18 protein-coding genes are annotated in these 21,275 nt (G+C 36.7%); 4 read left to right on the top strand and 14 right to left on the bottom strand.

Features of this window, described 5'->3' with window-relative positions; genetic code table 11:
- Positions 1-8 precede the first annotated feature (8 nt).
- Positions 9-419, bottom strand: coding sequence for a methylmalonyl-CoA epimerase (mce, locus tag FEZ13_RS02865; RefSeq protein ID WP_146548407.1), 411 nt, complete (start codon positions 417-419; stop codon positions 9-11).
- A 124-nt stretch (positions 420-543) separates the two neighbouring features.
- On the opposite strand from mce, the gene prli42 reads away from it, so the two are divergent.
- Positions 544-639 (top strand): stressosome-associated protein Prli42, encoded by a 96-nt coding sequence (gene prli42 / locus FEZ13_RS19295; RefSeq protein WP_186725739.1) that lies wholly within the window; start codon positions 544-546, stop codon positions 637-639.
- Between the two features lie 672 nt (positions 640-1,311).
- Here prli42 and FEZ13_RS02860 read toward each other — a convergent pair.
- Entirely contained in the window at positions 1,312-1,641 is a 330-nt protein-coding gene (locus tag FEZ13_RS02860; RefSeq protein ID WP_146551382.1) for a hypothetical protein, read from the bottom strand.
- 493 nt (positions 1,642-2,134) lie between these two features.
- Between FEZ13_RS02860 and FEZ13_RS02855 the strand changes: the two genes are divergently transcribed.
- The gene (locus FEZ13_RS02855) at positions 2,135-2,761 is read left to right on the top strand and encodes a nitroreductase family protein (protein WP_146551381.1); all 627 of its coding nucleotides are present in this window, start codon (positions 2,135-2,137) and stop codon (positions 2,759-2,761) included.
- A 72-nt stretch (positions 2,762-2,833) separates the two neighbouring features.
- On the opposite strand, the gene FEZ13_RS02850 is transcribed toward FEZ13_RS02855, so the two are convergent.
- The gene (locus tag FEZ13_RS02850; RefSeq protein ID WP_146551380.1) at positions 2,834-4,666 is read right to left on the bottom strand and encodes a DNA ligase D; all 1,833 of its coding nucleotides are present in this window, start codon (positions 4,664-4,666) and stop codon (positions 2,834-2,836) included.
- A 112-nt stretch (positions 4,667-4,778) separates the two neighbouring features.
- Between FEZ13_RS02850 and ku the strand changes: the two genes are divergently transcribed.
- Positions 4,779-5,603: a non-homologous end joining protein Ku gene (gene ku / locus FEZ13_RS02845; RefSeq protein ID WP_146551379.1), complete on the top strand. Its 825-nt coding sequence runs from the start codon at positions 4,779-4,781 to the stop codon at positions 5,601-5,603.
- Between the two features lie 104 nt (positions 5,604-5,707).
- On the opposite strand, the gene FEZ13_RS02840 is transcribed toward ku, so the two are convergent.
- The 4 genes from FEZ13_RS02840 to FEZ13_RS02825 all read right to left on the bottom strand — a co-directional run bounded on the left by FEZ13_RS02840 (position 5,708) and on the right by FEZ13_RS02825 (position 10,408).
- Positions 5,708-6,736 (bottom strand): aromatic acid exporter family protein, encoded by a 1,029-nt coding sequence (locus FEZ13_RS02840; protein WP_146551378.1) that lies wholly within the window; start codon positions 6,734-6,736, stop codon positions 5,708-5,710.
- Positions 6,737-6,794: 58 nt separating this feature from the next.
- Positions 6,795-7,235: a BrxA/BrxB family bacilliredoxin gene (locus FEZ13_RS02835; RefSeq protein WP_146551377.1), complete on the bottom strand. Its 441-nt coding sequence runs from the start codon at positions 7,233-7,235 to the stop codon at positions 6,795-6,797.
- A gap of 341 nt (positions 7,236-7,576) precedes the next feature.
- A complete protein-coding gene (gene dacB, locus FEZ13_RS02830; protein ID WP_146551376.1) occupies positions 7,577-9,037 on the bottom strand; it encodes a D-alanyl-D-alanine carboxypeptidase/D-alanyl-D-alanine endopeptidase in 1,461 nt (486 codons plus the stop codon).
- Positions 9,038-9,376: 339 nt separating this feature from the next.
- Positions 9,377-10,408 carry a trypsin-like serine peptidase gene (locus FEZ13_RS02825; protein ID WP_146551375.1) on the bottom strand — a complete coding sequence of 344 codons (1,032 nt, stop codon included), beginning with the start codon at positions 10,406-10,408 and terminating at the stop codon, positions 9,377-9,379.
- Positions 10,409-10,533: 125 nt separating this feature from the next.
- Between FEZ13_RS02825 and FEZ13_RS02820 the strand changes: the two genes are divergently transcribed.
- Positions 10,534-10,974, top strand: coding sequence for a hypothetical protein (locus tag FEZ13_RS02820; RefSeq protein ID WP_146551374.1), 441 nt, complete (start codon positions 10,534-10,536; stop codon positions 10,972-10,974).
- A 198-nt stretch (positions 10,975-11,172) separates the two neighbouring features.
- Here the strand turns inward: FEZ13_RS02820 and FEZ13_RS02815 are convergent, their stop codons facing one another.
- From FEZ13_RS02815 to FEZ13_RS02785, 7 genes are all read right to left on the bottom strand, one after another.
- Positions 11,173-12,495 carry an NtaA/DmoA family FMN-dependent monooxygenase gene (locus FEZ13_RS02815; protein ID WP_146551373.1) on the bottom strand — a complete coding sequence of 441 codons (1,323 nt, stop codon included), beginning with the start codon at positions 12,493-12,495 and terminating at the stop codon, positions 11,173-11,175.
- Between the two features lie 410 nt (positions 12,496-12,905).
- Positions 12,906-13,985 (bottom strand): methylmalonyl Co-A mutase-associated GTPase MeaB, encoded by a 1,080-nt coding sequence (gene meaB, locus FEZ13_RS02810; RefSeq protein WP_146551372.1) that lies wholly within the window; start codon positions 13,983-13,985, stop codon positions 12,906-12,908.
- Positions 13,985-16,132: a methylmalonyl-CoA mutase gene (gene scpA, locus FEZ13_RS02805; protein WP_146551371.1), complete on the bottom strand. Its 2,148-nt coding sequence runs from the start codon at positions 16,130-16,132 to the stop codon at positions 13,985-13,987. The genes meaB and scpA overlap by 1 nt, the downstream gene beginning before the upstream one ends.
- On the bottom strand, positions 16,129-17,844 hold the full coding sequence (locus FEZ13_RS02800; protein ID WP_370467604.1) for a methylmalonyl-CoA mutase family protein: 1,716 nt from the start codon (positions 17,842-17,844) through the stop codon (positions 16,129-16,131). Before FEZ13_RS02800 ends, scpA begins: the two co-directional genes overlap by 4 nt.
- Before the next feature lie 64 nt (positions 17,845-17,908).
- The gene (locus FEZ13_RS02795; RefSeq protein ID WP_146551370.1) at positions 17,909-19,177 is read right to left on the bottom strand and encodes a dihydrolipoamide acetyltransferase family protein; all 1,269 of its coding nucleotides are present in this window, start codon (positions 19,175-19,177) and stop codon (positions 17,909-17,911) included.
- 104 nt (positions 19,178-19,281) lie between these two features.
- Positions 19,282-20,265, bottom strand: coding sequence for an alpha-ketoacid dehydrogenase subunit beta (locus FEZ13_RS02790; protein WP_146551369.1), 984 nt, complete (start codon positions 20,263-20,265; stop codon positions 19,282-19,284).
- A 1-nt stretch (position 20,266) separates the two neighbouring features.
- Positions 20,267-21,271: a thiamine pyrophosphate-dependent dehydrogenase E1 component subunit alpha gene (locus tag FEZ13_RS02785; protein WP_146551368.1), complete on the bottom strand. Its 1,005-nt coding sequence runs from the start codon at positions 21,269-21,271 to the stop codon at positions 20,267-20,269.
- Positions 21,272-21,275: the final 4 nt, after the last annotated feature.

Below are 21,275 nucleotides of genomic sequence, written 5' to 3'. Positions count from 1 at the left end.
TTCCTTAATTACTCCTTTGTTTGACTTCTGTCTACTAATTCGTAAAGTACACCGTATGATGACTTCGGATGTATGAAAACTACTTTTGCTCCACCTGCGCCAATTTTGGGTTTGTCAGATAAAAGGCGAGCACCTTCTGCACGCATTCTCTCCATTTCTTGTTCTATATCAGTAACAGCTAGCGCAATGTGATGAATGCCTTCACCACGTTTTTCCAAGAATTTATAGATAGCGCTTTCTTTTGTAAGCGGTTCTAGCAATTCAATATGTGTGTTTCCTGCATCGATAAATGCCACTTTTACCTCTTCAGATGCTACTTCTTCTACATTGATCACTTTCATACCCAACACATTTGAATAATAGATAACGCGTTCATCTAAATCTTTGACTGCTATACCAATATGATCGATATTCTCCATTAGTCCCCCAACTCCTTCTATGTTGTATAACACAATTGTACATAAATTTTTCAGAAAACTCTAGTACTTGTTAAATAAATTATATTTGATAAAATTATTTTAATGAAAAAAAGGAGAGAACGAGATGAGCAATAAAAAAATACAGAAATTTGTTGTTATATTAATGGCCGTCATTATGGTTCTATCAATACTCACTTTTGGTCTAGCAATGATTGATTAATAATAGCAGTATAACCCTACTACGCTACCGAATCTTCTGTCATATCGACTATTTTGCTATTTTTCTTTTATAATACAGAAGATTGTTTTGATGATTTAGTTCTTCACCAAAAGCCGTGGTGATATTTGATCATGTTGGCTGAAACGGAGCCAGTGTGACTCCTAGGAAATAACGTCCAGATGAGACCCCAGAGGGAGAAGTTTAAGGAACGGAGGGTTTAGACCACGTCCTGTGGCATCGACTACATAACCAACGTCCTGTTTCCCAGAAGCGGCTCATCGGACGCACACTGACAGAGTTTAAGTCCCCAAAGTAAGTGATAGAGATGAATCCGAGTTTTTCTCGACTACTAAAATTTATGTCATATCATAATAGTTACGAATTTTGAAAATATGATTCATTCAAACTTTGCAGTTATAGTTATAATGATCCTTTTCAAAAATAGGTTGCTTCAAAAGTAAACGTCCAATGACAAAATCATCATTGGACTTTTTAATGGTTGATTCTGTTTTAAGCACACTTTTCATAGACGTGTTTTGAACCTTGTCTCACAGTAAGGAGCTTCTTCATCTCCTACTCTGTATTCGCTGAGCCATTAGTTTTAGTTTTTCCCCTATTTATCCTCCCGAAGTTTACCTGTATCTTGCTGTAGAGTTACCGCCCGTTTCATGCTTATTGGAGTATTTTTAATTCTTCTATCGTTTCTTTCACTACCTTTAAAATCCCTATATAGTATTCTTTGTATTGATTACAATAACGTGTAATTTCATCAAAGTGAGCAAGTTCTTGATCGATATCTGTAATCAAATCTTTTATAATCAGTTGAGTCATGCCGCTACTAGTTTTTCCAAAAGCACTAACTAACAATTGCTTTTTTTGTGCTAAATATCTTTGTTTATCTAGTGATTGAATAGATTCCTCAGTATAGTTCTGAATGGTTGTTTCAATCTCTTCGACTAACAAATTTGCTGAGTCCTTTGTTACTTTGTTTACATCTACCATTTACTCGCCTCCTACTATAAAGTGAAATTCCACACAATAGGTTTTCTTGATTTCCCACTGTTTGTTACTCATTATGTTAAAGTCGTGTCTGATTACTTGTTATTATGGGCGATGCACATAGGGGGTTCTGCCATCATTGTGTGTTAGCTGAATCAACCGTTTTTTTGCGAGCAGTTTGGTCCCACACTTTATCTTTATCCTTTGCCCATTCCTTGTGTTTTAAAGTAGGACCTTACTGCTTATATGGGATAAATTTATATCTACTACTAGATTATTTAATGACTAGACAATTTATGCGCTAAACTTATGAAAATATTGCACAGCTACTATTATTTTTTTCTGCCCTAACAAGTTCATAATATGGATTTTAATTTTAAAAAATTGATAAAATCGATTCAACTCTATAAATATATTAGAATGAGCAATTTACTTGGAATTAAGAATATTTTATCGTATAGTAGAATCTCAGTACTATAGATAAGGAGAGTTCACTATGACATTAGCACAAAGTTCTTTAAGTAAAATTATGCATGAACGAAAATCTGTTCGAAAATATGATCCTCAATATAAAATCCCTCAATCGCAATTAGAAGAATTGATAGCAGAGGCTACTTCAGCACCATCATCTAGTAATCTGCAACCTTGGCGCTTTCTAGTCATTCAAGACGATCAGATAAAAAAAGAATTACGCAAAATCGCCAATAACCAAGAACAAGTAGAAACTTCTTCAGCCATTATTGCTGTATTAGGCGATATCGAAATGTACAAAAATGTAGATGAAATTTATAATAAGAATTTTGAATTAGGTTATATGAATGAAGCAACTAAAAATATGATGATTGAAAACTCATTAAAACTATACGGAAACCTTCCAAAAGAAGTGTTGACAAATATTGCGACATTTGATGCAGGTTTAATCTCTATGCAAATTATGCTTCTAGCAAAAGAAATGGGTTACGATACAGTACCAATGGGTGGATTTGATAAAAAAGCATTTGCCAATCGATTCGAATTGCCTGCTCATTTAACACCGATCTTACTTATTGCAATTGGGAAAGCAGCAGGTCCTGCCTATGGTTCATCCCGTTTATCATTAGATAAAATCGCTAAGTTCATCTAATTTTTTGTTGATTCACTTATAAATTATAAAGAAGGAGCCTTCCATGTAATGGATTGCTCCTTTCTTTTTGTTTCAACTATGTTTTAATTGATGGAGGACTTTACTCAATGGCTGTTCATTATCGATTGCTACATCTCGAAATGTAAGAAATGGATTCCCTTGCTCTTTAATGCGTGCTTCAACATTTCGGATCGTAAACAATTGAGGTTTTAGCGAATGATGAACCTCATCCCAATGTAAAGGTGTTGCGATCAATCCTTCATCATTTGCCCTCGGTGAATAGGGAGCTACAATTGTTTTCCCTTCATGGTGTTGAACATAATCTAGATAGAGTTTGTTATGACGATTCTTCTTTAAACGCTCCATTGTAAACCATTTTGGATTTTGTTCGACTAAAAAGTTACATATAAATTTGGTAAATAATCCTGTTTGTTCATATGAAAATGCATCTATCGGTAATGGAATATATATTTGCATGCCCTTTCCACCTGATGTTTTGATGAATGCAGTCAACTCAAACTGATCAAAGATAGCCTTCATTTGAAGAGCGGCTTCAATCGCTAAAGGAAATTCGTTGACTGAAGGCGGATCTAGATCAAACACAATTTCAGTAGGATGGACTGTCTGAATCGGTTGAAACGGGATATGGAACTCGATCGCTAATTGATTTCCTAACCATAAAAGTGTTTCAACGTTATTGCAAAGTATAAAATGTATATCATCAACCCATGTGGTTGAAACAAAATCTGGTACTATTTCTGGGCTACTCTTTTGGTAAAAGCTCTCACCTGGTACACCATGTGGATAACGAATAAGCGTTAATGGTCTGCTGCGAAGAAAAGGTAATATGAATGGAGCTACATTTTGCAAATAATAGATATAATCTTGTTTGCTTATGCCAATTGAGTGGAATACGGGTTTATTAGGATGAGTAATTTGAACAGATTCTGGTATCGGTATAAGTTGGTGGAGCATTTCTTCCCAATCGCACTCTTCCGGTTCCACGCTAAACTTAAATGAATGGAATCTAGGTTCCCTCAGCATACCGCCAAACAAACCAATGCAAGCGATTTCCACACAAATAGATGGCTGTAGCTCCCAGACATCATTTTTTAATTTTTCTCCATTTTCTTCAAATAATTTCATCAACGTTTTGAACTCTGCTTCTTTTAAACCATGATGAAATACAACAACATCAACTAATGCATCATCTCGATACACTGCCCCATTAAAATAACTATTCTTCTTATCAAATTTGGTTAAAATAACTGTCACATAGAGCCAATTTTTTATTTTTAACCAATTGGTAGTTCGAATGCCGCTCATCCAATTACTTTTCTTCTTTTTGGATATAAGCCCCTCTCCATTGTGAATCTTTACTTTTTTCCACAGTTCTTCGGCGTTCAGAAACACATCAATAATTTGTAATCGAACTTGATTTTCATAATGGATAGAAGTTGGAAGTTCAGCTCCTTTACCAAATTCCTGTAATAATTCCTTTCTTTTGATTAGTTCCAAATTCGTCAGTTTCTCTCCTTTTAGTTGTAGAACATCAAAAGCGACAAAATGACATGGAAATTCAACCGCATGTTTTTTTATGGAATTTTGACTGCGCATCCTTCCACGAAGTTGAATGACTGAAAATTCACTTTTGAAATTATTAGTCAAAAAAACTAATTCGCCATCTAATTGCAATGGCAAATAAGTCCTTATTTTATCTTTTATTCCTTGCAAAAAGTCTATAATTTCCGGAAATTGTTGATTGAGATTTTTTCCATCTCGACTGATCAATGCGGGTTCATCCACCCATTCTAATAGGCAACGAAATCCATCATATTTTGTTTCGTATATCCAGTCATTTCCTTTTGGCATTTCTTCTGCTTGTGTTAGTAACATTGGTTTCAATATTTATCCAACCCTTGTGCTTTTTCAATAGTTTTTGATCAATTCAAATATCTCATACATAAAAACGATCAATGTCTTCGATAATAAGGGAAAAAGAAAGTGAGTGGAAAATATGCACACTGTTTGGAAAGGAAGTATCAGCTTTGGCTTAGTCAACATTCCGATTAAATTACATGCTGCTACTGAGAACAAAGATGTAAAGCTACGTCAACTGCATAAAGAATGCAATACACCCATTAGTTATAAAAAGTTCTGTGAAAATTGCAACAAAGAAGTGGAAGATACGGATATTGTAAAAGCATATGAATATACAAAAAACAAATTCGTTGTATTGGATGCAGAGGATCTAGAAAATTTAAAGAAAGAAAATGAAGATAAAGCTGTCGAAATTATCGATTTTGTAAAACTAGATGAAATCGACCCCATCTATTTTGAAAAAAGCTACTATATCTCTCCAGATACGACAGGTTCGAAAGCCTATATACTTCTTCGTAAGACACTAGAAGATTCAGGAAAAATCGGAGTAGCCAAGATCATTATTCGATCTAAAGAACAATTAGCCGTCGTACGTGTTTATAAAAACACATTGGTGATGGAAACGATCCATTATCCAGATGAAGTGCGAAGTATTAGCGATGTCCCCAATATTCCTTCCGAACAAACAGTTATCGAAAAAGAGCTTGAAACTGCATTAATGTTAGTAGATCAATTAACAACAACATTTGATCCAGATAAATATACAGATGATTACAGAACAGCGCTTTTGGATTTGATTGAAGAGAAAAAAGCCGAGAATACGGTTACCGCCAATAATGTGGAAAAAGAGCTTCCAGATAATGTGACAGATCTAATGAGCGCACTCCAAGCATCCTTAAATAAGACAAAGAAAAAAACAACAAGAAAACGAACAAAACCTTTAAAAGAGAAAACTTCTTAGGCATGAATAGAAATAAGCTTAGACAAAACTAGTGACGTATCCTAGTTTTGTCTCTTTTTGTTTTTCTATTATAAATCCCTTTATTTTTAAGTTCGATTTTGGATTTAATTTGGGGGACTTTCTGGGGGACTAGCCTGTTTTTCTTGTTTAGATTTTTTTACCAAACGCCTATTTGACGGGCCTATTCCCTTAAAATCCTGTTTAATCACAAGGTATCTGTCCATTTCCTCAATAAACAAATATAACGAAGCCATCGCTAAAAATTTTTCATGTGTTGTTGGCAAAGGCAATTTTGCAAATTCTACTTTTACATCTTCTAATTTGCTACGATATTTATGAGTTGTATTTCCAGAATGCACGTTTTCGGAAAGTTCTTCCATAAAATCCGCTATAAGTTCAGCTTGTTCAACAATTACAGGCAGATTTGTGATTTTAGGTAATACTCTTTCAATGATTTCTAATTGTCGTTCTCGAATATCAAAATATTGATAGTACAAATTTTCATGACGAGTAAGATGGTTTTCTACATCTTGATAGGCAAGGGCCTTTGCTTTGTTAATCACTATGTTCGCCTCAACCAGTTCTTTACCATCCCAACTTGTATCCCCATTACGCAGATATTTTGTAATTTCCTTAAAAATGGAACTGTAAAGTGCTTCAATTTTCGAGCGATACTCATCTAATTTTTTTTGAATATCCGGCATATAGATATTTACTACTAAAGCTGTACCAAAACCAATAAGCATCAGCAATAATTCATTGATCAATAAACCCCAAGTAAAATGAGCCGTAGAAAAAATATGTAAAATGATAACGACAGAAGATACAAAACCAGGTGTTACTTTAATCATTACAAGTATTGGTAAAAAGAATAAAACCATTATTCCTAAAATCCATGGATAATAGCCCAGTAACTCAAAAAAAGTCACGGACATGACAATACCTATTAATGTTGCCATTACCCTTGTATATACTGCATGAATAGATTTTCGCTTTGTAGGCTGGATACAAAGTATGGTTAGAATACCTGCCGATGAGAAAAAATCTAAATGAAAATATTGTGCAATACCGATTGATAAACCAGCACCAAGAGCTGTCTTTAAAATTCGATAGCCAATGTGAAACTTTTTCAAATATATCCTCCTAAAAAAGAGCACTATAATTTTATATAGTACTCTTCTAATTCACCAATTATACTTCTTCACAAAATTCTTCAAAGTAACCTTGAATATTCGTAATAACAGACATTGGATCATGTCCTTCGATTTCATGACGACCGATTTCTGCAATAGGTTGACCATCTTTTAATAGTACAAATGATGGAGATGAAGGAATATGATCTTCACCAAAGTGCATACGTGCTTGAGCAGTAGCCTCTTTATCTTGACCTGCAAATACAGTTACTAAATGATCTGGACGCTTATTATAACTTAACGCATGAACGGCGGCTGGACGAGCAATGCCACCTGCACACCCACATACAGAGTTGACCATTACGAAAGTAGTTCCTTCACGTTTGAACGCTTCCTCTACTTCTTCTGCTGTCTTAAGTTCTTCATAACCATTTTCAGTCATTTCGCTTCGTGCTTGACGCAGCATATCTTGCATAAATAAATCATAATCCATATTCATAGTAAATCGCTCCTTTCAATTTCAATTATTACTATAACAGGTGTAACGAATGTTTTCAAAGTTGCTGTTTAAAAACACATCTACTTAATCGGATTATCAGCCTACTCGCATAGCAATTATTGATTCTTATTCACGAATTTTCACTACCAAGAAAGCTTATTGATGAAGAAACCATCCGTTCAAGTGAAACTTTACACAGTGGAGATTTTTCATCCTCACTGTGTATGAGTTGAACGGATTGTTTTTTTCTGTGTCAAAAACTTTTTCCTAAATAGTTTGTAGGCAATCGCTTATGAAAGTTACTTATTGGACAGTCTAATAATTTCTTCCACGATCAAATATTATAATTTTTCTACCATCACTTCTACTATTTCATCAATAGTTGGAATGGTATTTTTTTGATTTTGAACTAGAACGCTGAAGATATACATTTTTCCACTATTCCCTATTAGATAGCCGCTTAATGTATTGACACCGTCTATCGCCCCTGTTTTGGCGAAAACTTTTCCCTTTGTAATAGATGTTTTTAAACGGTTTTTAAGTGAACCGCCAATCATTCGATCTGAATATCCAGCAACTGGCAAACTATTAAAAAAGGTACCATACCATTGCTTTTCAGCCTGAATGCTATATAAAAGTTGTGTCAAAAGAACACTAGAAACACGATTATGATGAGACATACCTGAACCATCTTCAAACAACCAATGATCTATATCCAATTGTCTGGAAAAAGCATATTGCTTTAACACACTCAATCCCGCCTTTGTACTCCCCTGTCCCATTCTTAATTTGCCCATTGTTTTGACCAAAATATTTGCAATACTATTATTACTCAATTTCATATATGGAATCATTAGTTCAGCAAGTGGGATCGATTGTTTCTGTATCATTAGCCTCGCATTTTTTGGTGTTTTTTCACGATAAAATTGATCTTTCACATATTGAATATTGTTTTTCTTTAGCGAATGTTTCCATAAAGTCATCGTATGTTTGGTTGGATTTTGAACCGTAATCCATTCTCTCCAATTTTGCCCAAGCGGCAAATTTCCACTAACCACTATTTTATTTGTACGATACTCTCTTTCGATTTTTATCGTACGGTATTCATCTGAGCCAACTGTTTTTGCCTTATTTTCAATGATCAATTCGCCCAATTCAGGCGTTATTTTCATATATGGTTTTTCCCCTACCTTTTTGCCTATTGCCTCTACAATAATTGAACCCGCATCATAATCGCTGTCCGGAGACATAGTTAAGGCAGTAACAGGTGCGGCATAATAATAGGATTCATCATCTTTTTGAATATCAGGTGTCAACAAATCTTGATCAAACCAATAATCATCTGCCACAATGCGACCCTTTATTTTTTTCAATCCTGACTGTGCTAAAAAATGAGCAAATTGATCAAAATCTTTTATGGTTAACGTAGGATCACCTGTACCTTGTAGATAAAGATCCCCGTATAAAATGCCTTTTTTCACGTTTCCCGTCGTATAGATATTCGTTTGAAAGCGATAATCCTCTCCTAGTTCCTCTAAAGCTGCGGCACTGGTTAATAATTTCATATTAGAAGCTGGCTTTTGCTTTCTATTTCCATTTAAATCATAAATGATTCGACCTTCTTCATCGCGGATCGCAATACTCACATCAGCATTTTCGATCTCATCTTTGACAATTCTCTGAATGGATTGATCTAATTTTTCAATTTGTGGTGAAGCCGTTGCTTCAACAGATATTTGTACGCCTGACAAACTGAAAACAACCATACAAGTAGCGAGCAGTGAAGTGAACTTTTTTAACATTCTTCGGCTCCTTGTTTAAATGATAGTCTAAAATAGTGTTTTTATTTTCCTCATAACATTCAGTCCGTTACTTCGTGGACATTTGAAACACTAAATTTCCTTATGCAGTCTTTTGCATTGGTAAAACGATTAAAACTTTTACATATTTAGTTTTATCGGTATTGCATTACTATATTCACCTTGAAACCAATTTAGTAATTTGAATCTATATCAATGTTTAAACGGTAAAATAGATATCCAATTTAAAAAGAGTTCAATTCAACATCCATTTGAATTGAACTCCCTTGTTTTAAAAATAATCGATTTTAACACATCTGATTAAAAAGCTTTTGGAAATTCCTATTGTGCTTTCCAAGTATTAATTAGATTTGTATGATAGCTTGTAAATCTAGGTGCCCATGAGCTTGTACTATTCACCGAAATAACGGATGATCCTTTTCTAATCGGACCACCACTCATTCCACTCGTCACGTAGCCTGTGTGTACAATGGCTCCGCTATTGAAGGAAGATATACTACCTGCTGATCTGTACATGTAGTAATAATTATAACCGTTGTAGACAATTGATTTATCTCCCGGATACCCAATGGTTGTTATCGAATCTCCAGCAGACACGGATGTGCTTACGGATTGGCTATAAGGATGGGAAGAGTTGGACAATTTGATAACTGCAAAATCATATAATACATCTGTTAAATAGATGGAACCTTCATCTGGTGGTGTTGTGGCGATCCACTCTGTGGAAGCATATGCATTCGTCGATGCAAATCCACCATAAGGTAGGCTAGTCCCATTTTCTCCTGGGTATACATACCAGCCAGTATAATATCTATTATGATAAGAATCATAAACACAATGAGCAGCAGTTAAAACTGTAGAGGAATCAATAAATGTTCCAGAACATGAATACCCATTTCCTGTGGCTTGGTCATAAAAGTCAATTTGAGCAATAGAATTGTATGGACTGACGGTTGTATCTGTCACTTTAACTCTATTATCAGTTGCAGAAATGGTTGATTCTGTAGCTGCAGAATTATTAAAATTTGAATTTTCAGAAAGGCCATTTGATACATTTGTTTTCTCATTTTTGATATACTCTCCTTGAGAACTAATAGAAGAATAAGTTTCTAAATCTTTTTTTGTGATTTCTGGTTGCTGAACAGGCTTCAGATTTTCTTCCTTAATGGATTCTTTAATTTTTTCGACTTGTTTTTTGCTAATCTGAGGAAGGGAAATATCATCATATACTTTACCTTTTTCTACACTTTCTTTGTTACTTTGAGCAGCAAAAGCGTTAGTAGCATTACCATTCGTCAAAAACCCTAAGAAAAATGTTAGTAATAATACGACTAAGAAAAATTTCTTCTTCACCTATATCTCCTCCTTTTCATTTTCAAAATATACATTTTTTGTATATTTTCATTATAATAGATTATATAAGTTTTCGGAATATTTTGAAATAGTTATATTTTACTAATTAAGGAAGGAGTTTTATCATGAATCGTCATCGATCGCACATAATGATTATTGGTTTCATACTCTCTATCACATTAATGGCTTGCGGAAGGAGTGATACGGTGGATACTTTGAAAAAGATGGAGGTTACTATTCAAATTGAGGATGCTACAAATGCAGAACAAAGATATTTGATTCACATCATGACGGATGGAAAAGAAACAGATAAGACAACTGTCTTGCCACAAAACATGTCGTTGATCACCAATGACAAGAAGGAAATTACAACCAGCTTGTATACTAATATTCCATATACAATAAGAGTTTATAAAACTGATAAAAAATCAATGGATGAATATTTTAGTAAACCAAAGTCTGGTAGTTCTGAAACGGAACCACAGAAAGACAATCTGTTAGCTTCTAAGACCATCACACCAACGCAGGATACAAAGATTATTAAGATCACCCTTCCTAAACAATAACCGATGGATCATTGAGCTTATTTTTATGGATTAAATGGGATAATCAACACGTCTGCTTTCATAAACGTTTGTTCTCAACCATCCATGAAAAAGTTTTTCACACGAAAAAAGCTCTCATTTGAGAAAATATGAAACAACCATATGAGAGCTTTTGTTTATTCTATAAAATAGATCATTTGAGTAAAGCAAAGTCGTATTCTATTTGCTTAGGCTGGAGTTGATCCCTAAATGTTCTCGTAGAGTGCGGCCTTTATATTCATCTCTAAATAAACCTTTTTCAACCAACATTGGCATCAATTCATCGAAGAATAACTGTAATGATTGGAACGAGCCTCCTGGTAAAGCTATAAAGCCATCCATAGCACCTGCTTCAAACCACTCTACGATTTCTTTCAACGCATCCCCAGCCGTGCCGACAACCACCCAATGAGCGGAACCGACAACTTCTGGTCTAGATAACAATTCTTCTACAGTCGGCTTTTGCTGTACAATCAACCGACGTAATAAATCGGCATGTGTTCGACTCCGAACGGGCATATCGGTATCAGGAAGTAAATCAGCTGTTATGGGCTGATCTAGTGGTAGGTTACTGATATCCATACCTAGAATCGATTGAACCGCTTTATATCTATGACTCATGCTCAAATGCGCATGCGCTTCTTTATACAAATCATATGCTTCGCTCCGCGTTTTCCCTAAGAAAAAATACATACCGGGCAAAACTCGGATATCATCTGGATAGCGATGATGATCCTTTGCCCTTTTTCTTAAATCATCACGCAATTCAATGCCAGAAGCAATATCTGGTGTCGCTGCGAAAATCGCATTAGCAACCGAAGCGGCAAAGTTTCTTCCCCAAGTCGAAGCACCTGCTTGAAATAGAGGAATGTCTCCTGAGCCATGGGCTGGTACATTGATCGGACCTTTCACACTAAAATACTTTCCAGAATGATTGATGGGAGAGACCATTTCCTTATCTACAAATTTCCCTGATGCCCGATTCATGATTAGTGCCTCGTTTGGATAACTCCTCCAAAGCTTTTGGACTACATCCGTGAATTCAAATGCTTTCGTATATCTTTCTTCTGATGATGGCATCGGTGAATGATCAAAGTTTTCACTACCATCGATGGAAGTTACAATATTCCATCCAGCACGTCCGTTGCTGATCCAATGCAAAGATTGAAGCTGTCTTGCTACAACATATGGAGGATTGAAAGTAGTGGATGCCGTCGCGACCAATCCAATTCGTTCTGTTTCTCGAGCAACTGAGGTTAAGAGAACTATAGGATCAAGGCTACTAAAACTGGGAGATTTATCAAGTAAATCACAGTTAAGAAACAAGGAATCCGGTTTGAAGACAAAATCCAGTTTCGCTTTTTCTGCCATCTTTGCGAGATCAACATAAAAGTCACTTACGAATAAGTTTTCTACTCCACTATCCTGATGTCTCCAACCATTTCCGTTCATCCAAGTTGCTGACAAGGACAATCCAATACAAAGCTGTCTATTCATTGTCATATAATTCGACCTTCCTTATAAAGAATTTTGCTACATCCATACTTGGTTACAAGCGTACAAGACAAGACGCAAAGCTTTTGGACTGTTAAATATTACATTTACAATTTGGCTGTCGTCTTTCCTAATTCATTCTGTTCGGAAAATAACTTTCTCGAATATGACCGAGAAGGAATTACTCGTATGAATCACTATGTAATCAAGATACGTATTCTTTCTATAAACAAATGAAAATGATAATTATTATCAATTATATTTTAGCCTTAATGATGAGTTCAATCTAGTATTATTTTGAACAAGCTTTCTACTGATTTCTATTACTAATCCATCAATACATTGGCAATACGGAGAAAGTTTCAAATATCTACTATCATGTATCAAATTTTCAAGCAACTAAAAAAGCTGAGTGAAAATCACTCAGCCTTTTTTGGAAACAACTGCTCTACACCTTGCGTGACAGTTATTTGTCCATGAAGTATTTGTTGTTCTAACATTTTTACTAGATTCTTTCTTTCTGGATCTCCATAGAAAGAATCGATTAGATGATCTTGAATCATCGATTGGAACCAGTCTGTTGTCTGTTGGCTTCGACGACTATCCCATATGCCATTCTCTTTACATTGTTTTTGAAATTCCAAAATGGTCTCAAGCACTTTGTCTAAGCCTTTATTTTCATACGATGATGCAGGCATGGAACGAGTTGTCCATCCTGGTGTTGCTGGTTGTAAAAAATGTAGAAATTGTTTGTATTCAGCAACCGTTTTTTTAGCATTCAGTATATTATCTCCATCAGCTTTATGAACCAAGATTGTATCTGCAAGCTCCATAATGCCTTTTTTCATACCTTGTAACTCATCCCCGGCACCCGTTAAAACAAGCAATAAGAAGAAGTCAACCATGCCACGCACGATCGTTTCACTTTGTCCGACACCAACTGTTTCGATCAAAATGATATCATAGCCAGCTGCTTCACAAACGAGCATCGTTTCACGCGTTTTCTTGTGTACACCACCAAGTGTACCTGCAGAGGGGGATGGACGAATAAAGGCATTTTTTTCACGAGATAGTTCTTCCATCCTCGTTTTATCACCTAAAATACTGCCCCCAGTAACAGATGAACTTGGGTCAATAGCTAATACAGCGACTTTATGACCTTGACTGCAAAGCATTTTCCCGAATGTTTCGATGAATGTACTTTTCCCCGCACCCGGCACACCTGTAATACCTACTCGAATCGAGTTGCCTGTATAGGGAAGAAGTTTTTTTAATAGTTCTTGCCCTTCTACTTTATCATCAACATTTGAACTTTCAAGAAGTGTGATGGCTTTGGCTAGATGTAAGCGAGAACCTTCTCGCACCTTCTTTGCAAGCGCATCTAAATCTTGTTTTTCTCTCTTTTTCTTCACAAATTTTTTTCGCTTTGTTGGCTCTATACCATCGTGAATCGCTTTAACACCTGGTTGTACAAAAAGCGCTGATTCTTTATCGTTCATCAAGCTTCCTCGTAGCCAAGTTGTTTATAAATAATTTCAATGATTTTTTGTGATGCAATCGGCAATACAGTACCAGGTCCAAAGATTGCAGCTGCACCATGTTCATATAAGAATTCATAATCTTGCGCTGGAATTACTCCACCAACAATCACGATAATATCTTCACGACCTAATTTTTTCAATTCTGCTACCAACTCAGGAACTAATGTTTTATGACCTGCAGCAAGTGACGATACCCCAACAACATGAACATCGTTTTCTACTGCCATTTGTGCAGTTTCTTCTGGTGTCATAAACAATGGCGAAATATCGACGTCAAAACCAAAGTCAGCGTATGCAGTCGCTACCACTTTTGCCCCACGGTCATGCCCATCTTGACCCATTTTAGCAACTAAAATACGTGGACGACGACCTTCATTTTCCAAAAATTCATCTGTCATTTGCTTAATTTCTTTAATCGCATCTTCATCTGAATAGTTCGTAGCGTACACCCCACTAATTGAACGGATAACTGCCTTATGGCGACCAGATACTTCTTCGATCGCATCTGAAATTTCACCGAGCGTTGCACGTGCACGAGCAGCATCCACTGCAACAGCAAGTAAGTTTTCTTCACCTGTTTCAGCGGCTTTTGTAAGACGTGCTAAGTGACGTTTTACTTCTGCGTCGTCTCGTTCCTCTTTCATTTTATTAATACGATCAATTTGAGATTGTCGTACTAATGTATTATCAATATCTAAAATTTCGATTGGTTCTTCTTTTGTCAAACGATATTTGTTCACACCGATAATTGTTTCGGCTTTGGAGTCGATTTTTGCTTGGCGTTTTGCTGATGCCTCTTCGACTTTCATCTTTGGAAGACCTGTTTCGATGGCTTTTGCCATACCACCAAGATCCTCGATTTCTTCGATCAATTTCCAAGCGGCTTCCGTTAGTTCATCTGTTAGCTTTTCAACGTAGTATGAACCACCCCATGGATCGATTGTTTTGGTCATACCTGTTTCGTTTTGTAAAAACAATTGCGTATTACGTGCAATACGTGCAGAGAAGTCTGTAGGAAGTGCGATTGCTTCATCCAATGCATTGGTATGAAGGGATTGCGTATGTCCCATTGTAGCAGCATTTGCTTCGATTAATGTACGTGTCACGTTATTAAATGGATCTTGTTCAGTCAAAGACCAGCCGGACGTTTGTGAGTGCGTACGTAATGCTAATGCTTTTGGATTTTTTGGATGGAATGTAGACATCATTTGTGCCCAAATTCGACGAGCTGCACGCATTTTCGCAATTTCCATATAGTAGTTCATACCGATAGCCCAGAAGAACGATAAACGCGGTGCGAATTTATCGATATCGATACCTGCTTTTAGCCCAGTACGAACATATTCAAGTCCATCTGCCAATGTATAAGCAAGTTCAATATCATTTGTTGCCCCTGCTTCTTGGATATGATAGCCAGAAATTGAAATCGAGTTGAATTTAGGCATGAATTTTGATGTATATTCAAAAATATCTGCAATAATCTTCATCGACATTTCTGGTGGATAAATATAGGTATTACGGACCATATATTCTTTCAAAATATCATTTTGAATTGTGCCCGATAATTTCTCAGGTGTTACGCCTTGCTCTTCTGCTGTAACAATATAAAATGCAAGGACAGGCAGAACTGCACCATTCATCGTCATTGATACAGACATTTGATCAAGTGGGATCCCATCAAATAGAATTTTTGTATCTTCAACGGAGTCGATGGCCACCCCCGCTTTCCCAACATCACCTGTTACACGAGGATGGTCGGAGTCATAGCCGCGGTGCGTTGCAAGGTCAAATGCAACAGATAAACCTTTTTGCCCCATTGCTAAGTTACGACGGTAAAATGCATTGGATTCTTCAGCAGTAGAAAAACCCGCATATTGACGAATCGTCCAAGGACGTCCTACATACATTGTCGGATAAGGTCCACGTGTATTTGGCGCAATACCAGCTACATCATTGAGATGCTTCAGTCCTTTGTAATCGTCTTTCGTATAAACATTTTTCACTTCAATATTTTCATTTGTATGAAATGTTTTATCTGAAACTGCAACTTGCTCTTTTTGTAAAACATCTTCTATCGAAATCTCTGCAAAGTTTGGCTTGCTCATCGTTGAACCTCCTTCAAGGTATCTTGGATGCCTTGTAATTTCTCAATTATATTTTGACCAGCAAAGACATAACCGTTCAGTCCTTGGCTTTCCCAATCTTCATCGAATTTACCTGCAACATCTAGTAATACGGATGCAGGTTTTGCAGCTAATAATGCTGGGATGACTTCTTTCACGTCTTCATCTATTGCACTAAATACGACATAATCTGCTGTTGTATTCGTTAACCACTCTTTTGCTTTTTCTACATCTGTGAATGGTTCTGTTGCTTCTGCAATAATGCCTGCAGTAGCGAATATCCCCTTTACAAAATCTGTACGTGGTTTAATCTTTTTGAACTCACCATATGTTAGAATAGCAACATTTATCGGTGATTTTTTGAATTCTTGTCGAAGATCTTCGAAAGGTTTCGCAATTCGATTGACTTCGTAGAAAGTTTCCGTTGGTACTTCCTCTTTTGCATTCGCAAAATTATTTGTACCAACTAAAACCGTTTTACGACGTTCTACATCTTGGATGCGTTGTGCCATTATTTCTGCCAATTCTTTTTGAAGATTGCCTGATGTTACATATGCGCTGTAGCCACCTGCTTCTTCGATTTCGACAAATTTCGTCCAAGCCTTTTTGACTAAATCATGCGTTAATGATTCTATGTAATACGAACCACCAGCTGGATCTAGTACTCTTGTTGCATGTGATTCTTCTTTAATCACTAATAAAACATTTCGCGCGATACGAATAGATTGATTTGTTGGTTTCGTTACTATATCATGAGGATAAACAGTCACCACATCCGCGCCACCTAATACAGCTGAAAATGCTTCATTTCCGGCACGTAAAAGATTTACATACACATCTAATTTTGAAAAACTACGCAAAGACGTTTCTGCAAAGATTTTTACAGGTTGAGGTTTTTCCACACCATAGGCTAAAGCAAACGCTTTCCACAATACTCTAAAAGCACGAAGTTTTGCAATTTCCATAAAGAATTTTGTATCAACTGCAAACGATACAAAGAATTGCTTTTCAAATTCTGTAAAATCCTTGTTTTCTGCTAATTCACTTGCTTTTGCAAGTGCGATTGCTAATTCTTGAACGGCATTCGCTCCCTGATAGTGTACGTCTTGAATGTAAGCGTTTAACTTTCGAACATTCGGAAAATCAGGAATAGCCTGTGTTTCATTTGAAAGGATAAATCCTGTTACTTCTTTATTTTCAATATAATCAAATACATTTAAAACAGCCGGATCCACTACATTTATAACGAATGGATTTTTTTCAAGTAATGTTGCTAATTGTTGCAATGCATGCTTATTCCATTCAAAATTGACTTTACCAATTGTAACGTATTGGTTGCCACGTTCTAAGGAATCTTCTGTTTGTGCTACAAATTCCTCAATGGAATCCCCAAAAGCAGCTTGAGCTACGCTGAATACATCTTCATCTTGCATTGCTCGAATCGTAGATACTTGTTCCTCTAATTTGCCATCAACCTTTGCCATTAGGCTTTCAGCAGTGTATAAAGGTTCAAGAGTAATCCCCTCGATTGTTTTTGTAAATAGTGATTCAAATGGTTTCCCTTTTAGTGCCTTAATCGATGCTTCTTTCCATTCATCGTAAGAAGGCTTTTTAAATTCTACTTCTTTCATGTTTGTCATACGGACGCGATGACGCTTCCCCCCTTCAGTGATTCTACTATCTATTTTACACAACAATGTGACTTCATAAAAGAAAAAAAAGTCTGAAAACCGTAATAATACGGTTCACAGACTCTTATCAATATATGGAAGTACTCTCTTTTGATGTGTTTTCGAGAATTTCCTTTATACGAGCGAGAAATTTCCCACTTATCAGGCCATCTAAAATTCTATGATCAATGGATAAACAAATATTGACCATATCCCTTGCGGCGAACATTCCTCCATTCATTATAACAGGTCTTTTCACAATGGATTCGATTTGTAAAATAGCTGCCTGTGGATAATTGATAATACCCATCGATTGGACAGAGCCGAATGATCCCGTGTTATTGACAGTGAATGTTCCGCCTTGCATATCTTCAGGCTTCAACTTTCCATTGCGAACTTTTTGGGCAAGCTCATGAATTTCCTTAGCAATGCCTTTGATCGATTTATCATCTGCATGGTGAATGACCGGTACAAATAAAGCATCCTCCGTTGCAACTGCAATAGAAAGGTTTATATCTTTTTTCTGAATAATTTTGTCCCCATACCATTGTGAATTCATCATAGGGAATTCTTTCAATGCTTGTGAAACGGCTTTAACAAAGAAAGCAAAATACGTAAGATTATAGCCCTCTTTCTTTTTAAAGTCCTCTTTTATTGAATCGCGATAGCTGACTAAATCCGTAACATCCACTTCCATCATCATCCACGCATGCGGTATTTCTTGTGTACTGGTCACCATATTTTTGGCAATGGAACGACGGACACCTGAAAGTGGAATTTCAACATCTCCAGTACTGAACGATTGCACCAAAGAATCCGCCTTTAAATTCACTTCGTCAATGACCTGTTGTGAAGCGGCTCTTGTTGACTGCTCTGTTGTTTGGAGCGTTGATCGTGGGATATCACCCATATCGATTATTTTTTGAATATCTTTTCGTGTGATTCTTCCTGAAGCACCACTGCCCTCTACTTGAGAAAGATCGATTTGATATTCCGTAGCTAATCGTACAACGGCTGGAGAATATCTTGTTTTCATGGATGTTTCACTTGATATAGCTGTGACATGTTCTATTGTTTTTGGAACATTTGTATCTGTTTTTTCACTCACAACTGTTTCCTCAATCTCGATGGTACAAACGATTTCTCCAACTGCGATGGTATCGCCTTCTTGTGCAATAATTTCTCCAATTGTTCCCGTAAATGATGAAGGTAATTCAGCTGTTACTTTATCTGTTTGTACTTCAGCTAAAGCATCATATTTTTTTACTTGGTCACCTGGTTTGATTAACCATTTTTCAATGGTACCTTCTGTTACACTTTCCCCAAGCTGTGGCATTACGATATTTTGAATAGCCATCTAAGTATACCTCCTCTACCTTTATCGACTTCATCTGCTAAATCCTCAGATCACCGCATATACGAAATTTTGATCAATTTCGGATCTAGATGAATCACTTCAGCCTAAAATTCGGCTAATTCGCGTATGGCCTGCTCTACTTTTTCTGGATTCATCATAAAGAACTTTTCCATTGTCGGTGCATATGGCATTGCTGGCACATCAGGACCTGCTAGGCGTTTAATCGGTGCATCAAGATCAAATAGCGCATATTCAGCAATAATTGCAGCCACTTCACTCATGACACTACCTTCTTTTGTATCTTCTGTGATCAATAAGACTTTTCCTGTTTTCTTGGCTGCTTTGATAATGGCTTCTTGGTCAAGTGGATATATGGTTCGTAAATCTAAAATATGCACATCAATGCCATCTTTTTCAAGTCTTTCAGCTGCTTGTAATGCAAAATGAACGCATAAGCCATAAGTGATAACGGTAACATCTTCACCTTCACGCTTCACATCAGCTTTACCGATTTCAATTGTATAATCATCATCTGGAACCTCATCTTTGATCAAGCGATAGGCTCTTTTATGTTCAAAAAATAGGACAGGATCATCATCTCGGATGGCTGCTTTTAGCAGACCTTTTGCATCATATGGAGTAGATGGGATAACAATTTTTAAACCTGGTTGGTTTGCAAACACTGCCTCTACCGATTGAGAGTGATAAAGCGCACCATGGACGCCACCACCAAATGGTGCTCGTATAACCATCGGACAATTCCAATCATTATCGGAACGATAGCGGATCTTAGATGCTTCAGAGATAATTTGATTGACAGCCGGCATGATAAAATCGGCGAATTGCATTTCCGCAATTGGGCGTAAACCATACATCGCTGCGCCAACCCCTACACCTACTATGGCGGATTCTGCTAAAGGTGTATCGATTACTCTTTCTTCTCCAAATTGTTCATACAAGCCTTGTGTGGCCTTAAACACACCACCTTTAACCCCTACATCTTCACCTAGTATAAAGACGCGTTCATCTCTTTCCATTTCTTCTTTCATCGCAAGTGTTATTGCATCTATATAAGATAAAACGGTCATGTTATAACTCCTCCTGTTCTGCATAAACATATTTCAATGCATGTTCAGGTGCTGCATATGGAGCTTGTTCTGCATATTCAGTCGCCTCATCAATTTCAGCCATGATATCATTTTGAAATTTTTCTTCAATCTCAGGAGTTAAAATGTTTAGTTCCTTTAAATGATTGGCAAAGCTCTTTACCGGATCATGTGCTCTACCTTCAGCTAAATCTTCTTCTGAGCGATATTGACGTTGATCGTCATCAGAAGAGTGGGCAGTAAGACGATAGCAAACCGTTTCGATCAAGCTTGGTCCTTTTCCTTCTCTAGCACGATCTGCTGCCTCTTTTACCGCCTTGTATACTTCAATTGGGTCATCGCCATTTACTGTTACACCAGGCATTCCATAGCCAGCAGCACGGTCTGATAATTTTTCACAAGCAAATTGCTTTTTGAGTGGTACAGAAATGGCATAGCGGTTATTTTCAATCATGATAATAACCGGCAATTTATGGACACCTGCAAAATTTGCGCCTTCATGGAAATCACCTTGATTGGAGGATCCTTCTCCAAGGGTCACAAATGTCACAAAATCCTTCTTTTGCATTTTGCCGGCAAGTGCAACGCCCACTGCATGAGGTACTTGTGTTGTAACGGGTGAAGAGCCCGTTATAATTCGATTTTTCTTTTGACCAAAATGTCCTGGCATTTGTTTACCGCCGGAGTTTGGATCTTCTGCTTTCGCAAAAGCAGATAGCATTAGTTCTTTTGTGGTCATGCCGAAATGTAAAACAACAGCCAAATCTCGATAATAAGGTGCAATATAATCTTTTTTTTGATCCAATGCAAAGGCTGCCCCCACTTGCGCTGCTTCTTGACCTTGGCAGGAAATAACAAAAGGAATTTTACCTGCGCGATTTAAAAGCCACATTCTTTCATCTATTCGACGAGCTAAAAGCATTGTTCGATACATATCAAGTACGTCTTTATCGGATAATCCCGATACAGCATGTCTGTTTTCAGTCATTTTC

Origin of the sequence: Rummeliibacillus sp. SL167 (assembly GCF_007896505.1) — a bacterium.
Classification (GTDB): domain Bacteria; phylum Bacillota; class Bacilli; order Bacillales_A; family Planococcaceae; genus Rummeliibacillus; species Rummeliibacillus suwonensis.
Note: the sequence above shows the minus strand (reverse complement) of the source record. Positions and strands in the feature narration are given on the sequence as shown.

Bases quoted from the DNA above. Each gene is read 5' to 3' on its own strand.
- mce (WP_146548407.1), bottom strand. From the start codon at position 419: ATGGAGAATATCGATCATATTGGTATAGCAGTCAAAGATTTAGATGAA.
- prli42 (WP_186725739.1), top strand. From the start codon at position 544: ATGAGCAATAAAAAAATACAGAAATTTGTTGTTATATTAATGGCCGTC.
- FEZ13_RS02860 (WP_146551382.1), bottom strand. From the start codon at position 1,641: ATGGTAGATGTAAACAAAGTAACAAAGGACTCAGCAAATTTGTTAGTC.
- FEZ13_RS02855 (WP_146551381.1), top strand. From the start codon at position 2,135: ATGACATTAGCACAAAGTTCTTTAAGTAAAATTATGCATGAACGAAAA.
- ku (WP_146551379.1), top strand. From the start codon at position 4,779: ATGCACACTGTTTGGAAAGGAAGTATCAGCTTTGGCTTAGTCAACATT.
- FEZ13_RS02835 (WP_146551377.1), bottom strand. From the start codon at position 7,235: ATGAATATGGATTATGATTTATTTATGCAAGATATGCTGCGTCAAGCA.
- dacB (WP_146551376.1), bottom strand. From the start codon at position 9,037: ATGTTAAAAAAGTTCACTTCACTGCTCGCTACTTGTATGGTTGTTTTC.
- FEZ13_RS02820 (WP_146551374.1), top strand. From the start codon at position 10,534: ATGAATCGTCATCGATCGCACATAATGATTATTGGTTTCATACTCTCT.
- FEZ13_RS02815 (WP_146551373.1), bottom strand. From the start codon at position 12,495: ATGACAATGAATAGACAGCTTTGTATTGGATTGTCCTTGTCAGCAACT.
- meaB (WP_146551372.1), bottom strand. From the start codon at position 13,985: ATGAACGATAAAGAATCAGCGCTTTTTGTACAACCAGGTGTTAAAGCG.
- scpA (WP_146551371.1), bottom strand. From the start codon at position 16,132: ATGAGCAAGCCAAACTTTGCAGAGATTTCGATAGAAGATGTTTTACAA.
- FEZ13_RS02795 (WP_146551370.1), bottom strand. From the start codon at position 19,177: ATGGCTATTCAAAATATCGTAATGCCACAGCTTGGGGAAAGTGTAACA.
- FEZ13_RS02790 (WP_146551369.1), bottom strand. From the start codon at position 20,265: ATGACCGTTTTATCTTATATAGATGCAATAACACTTGCGATGAAAGAA.
- FEZ13_RS02785 (WP_146551368.1), bottom strand. From the start codon at position 21,271: ATGACTGAAAACAGACATGCTGTATCGGGATTATCCGATAAAGACGTA.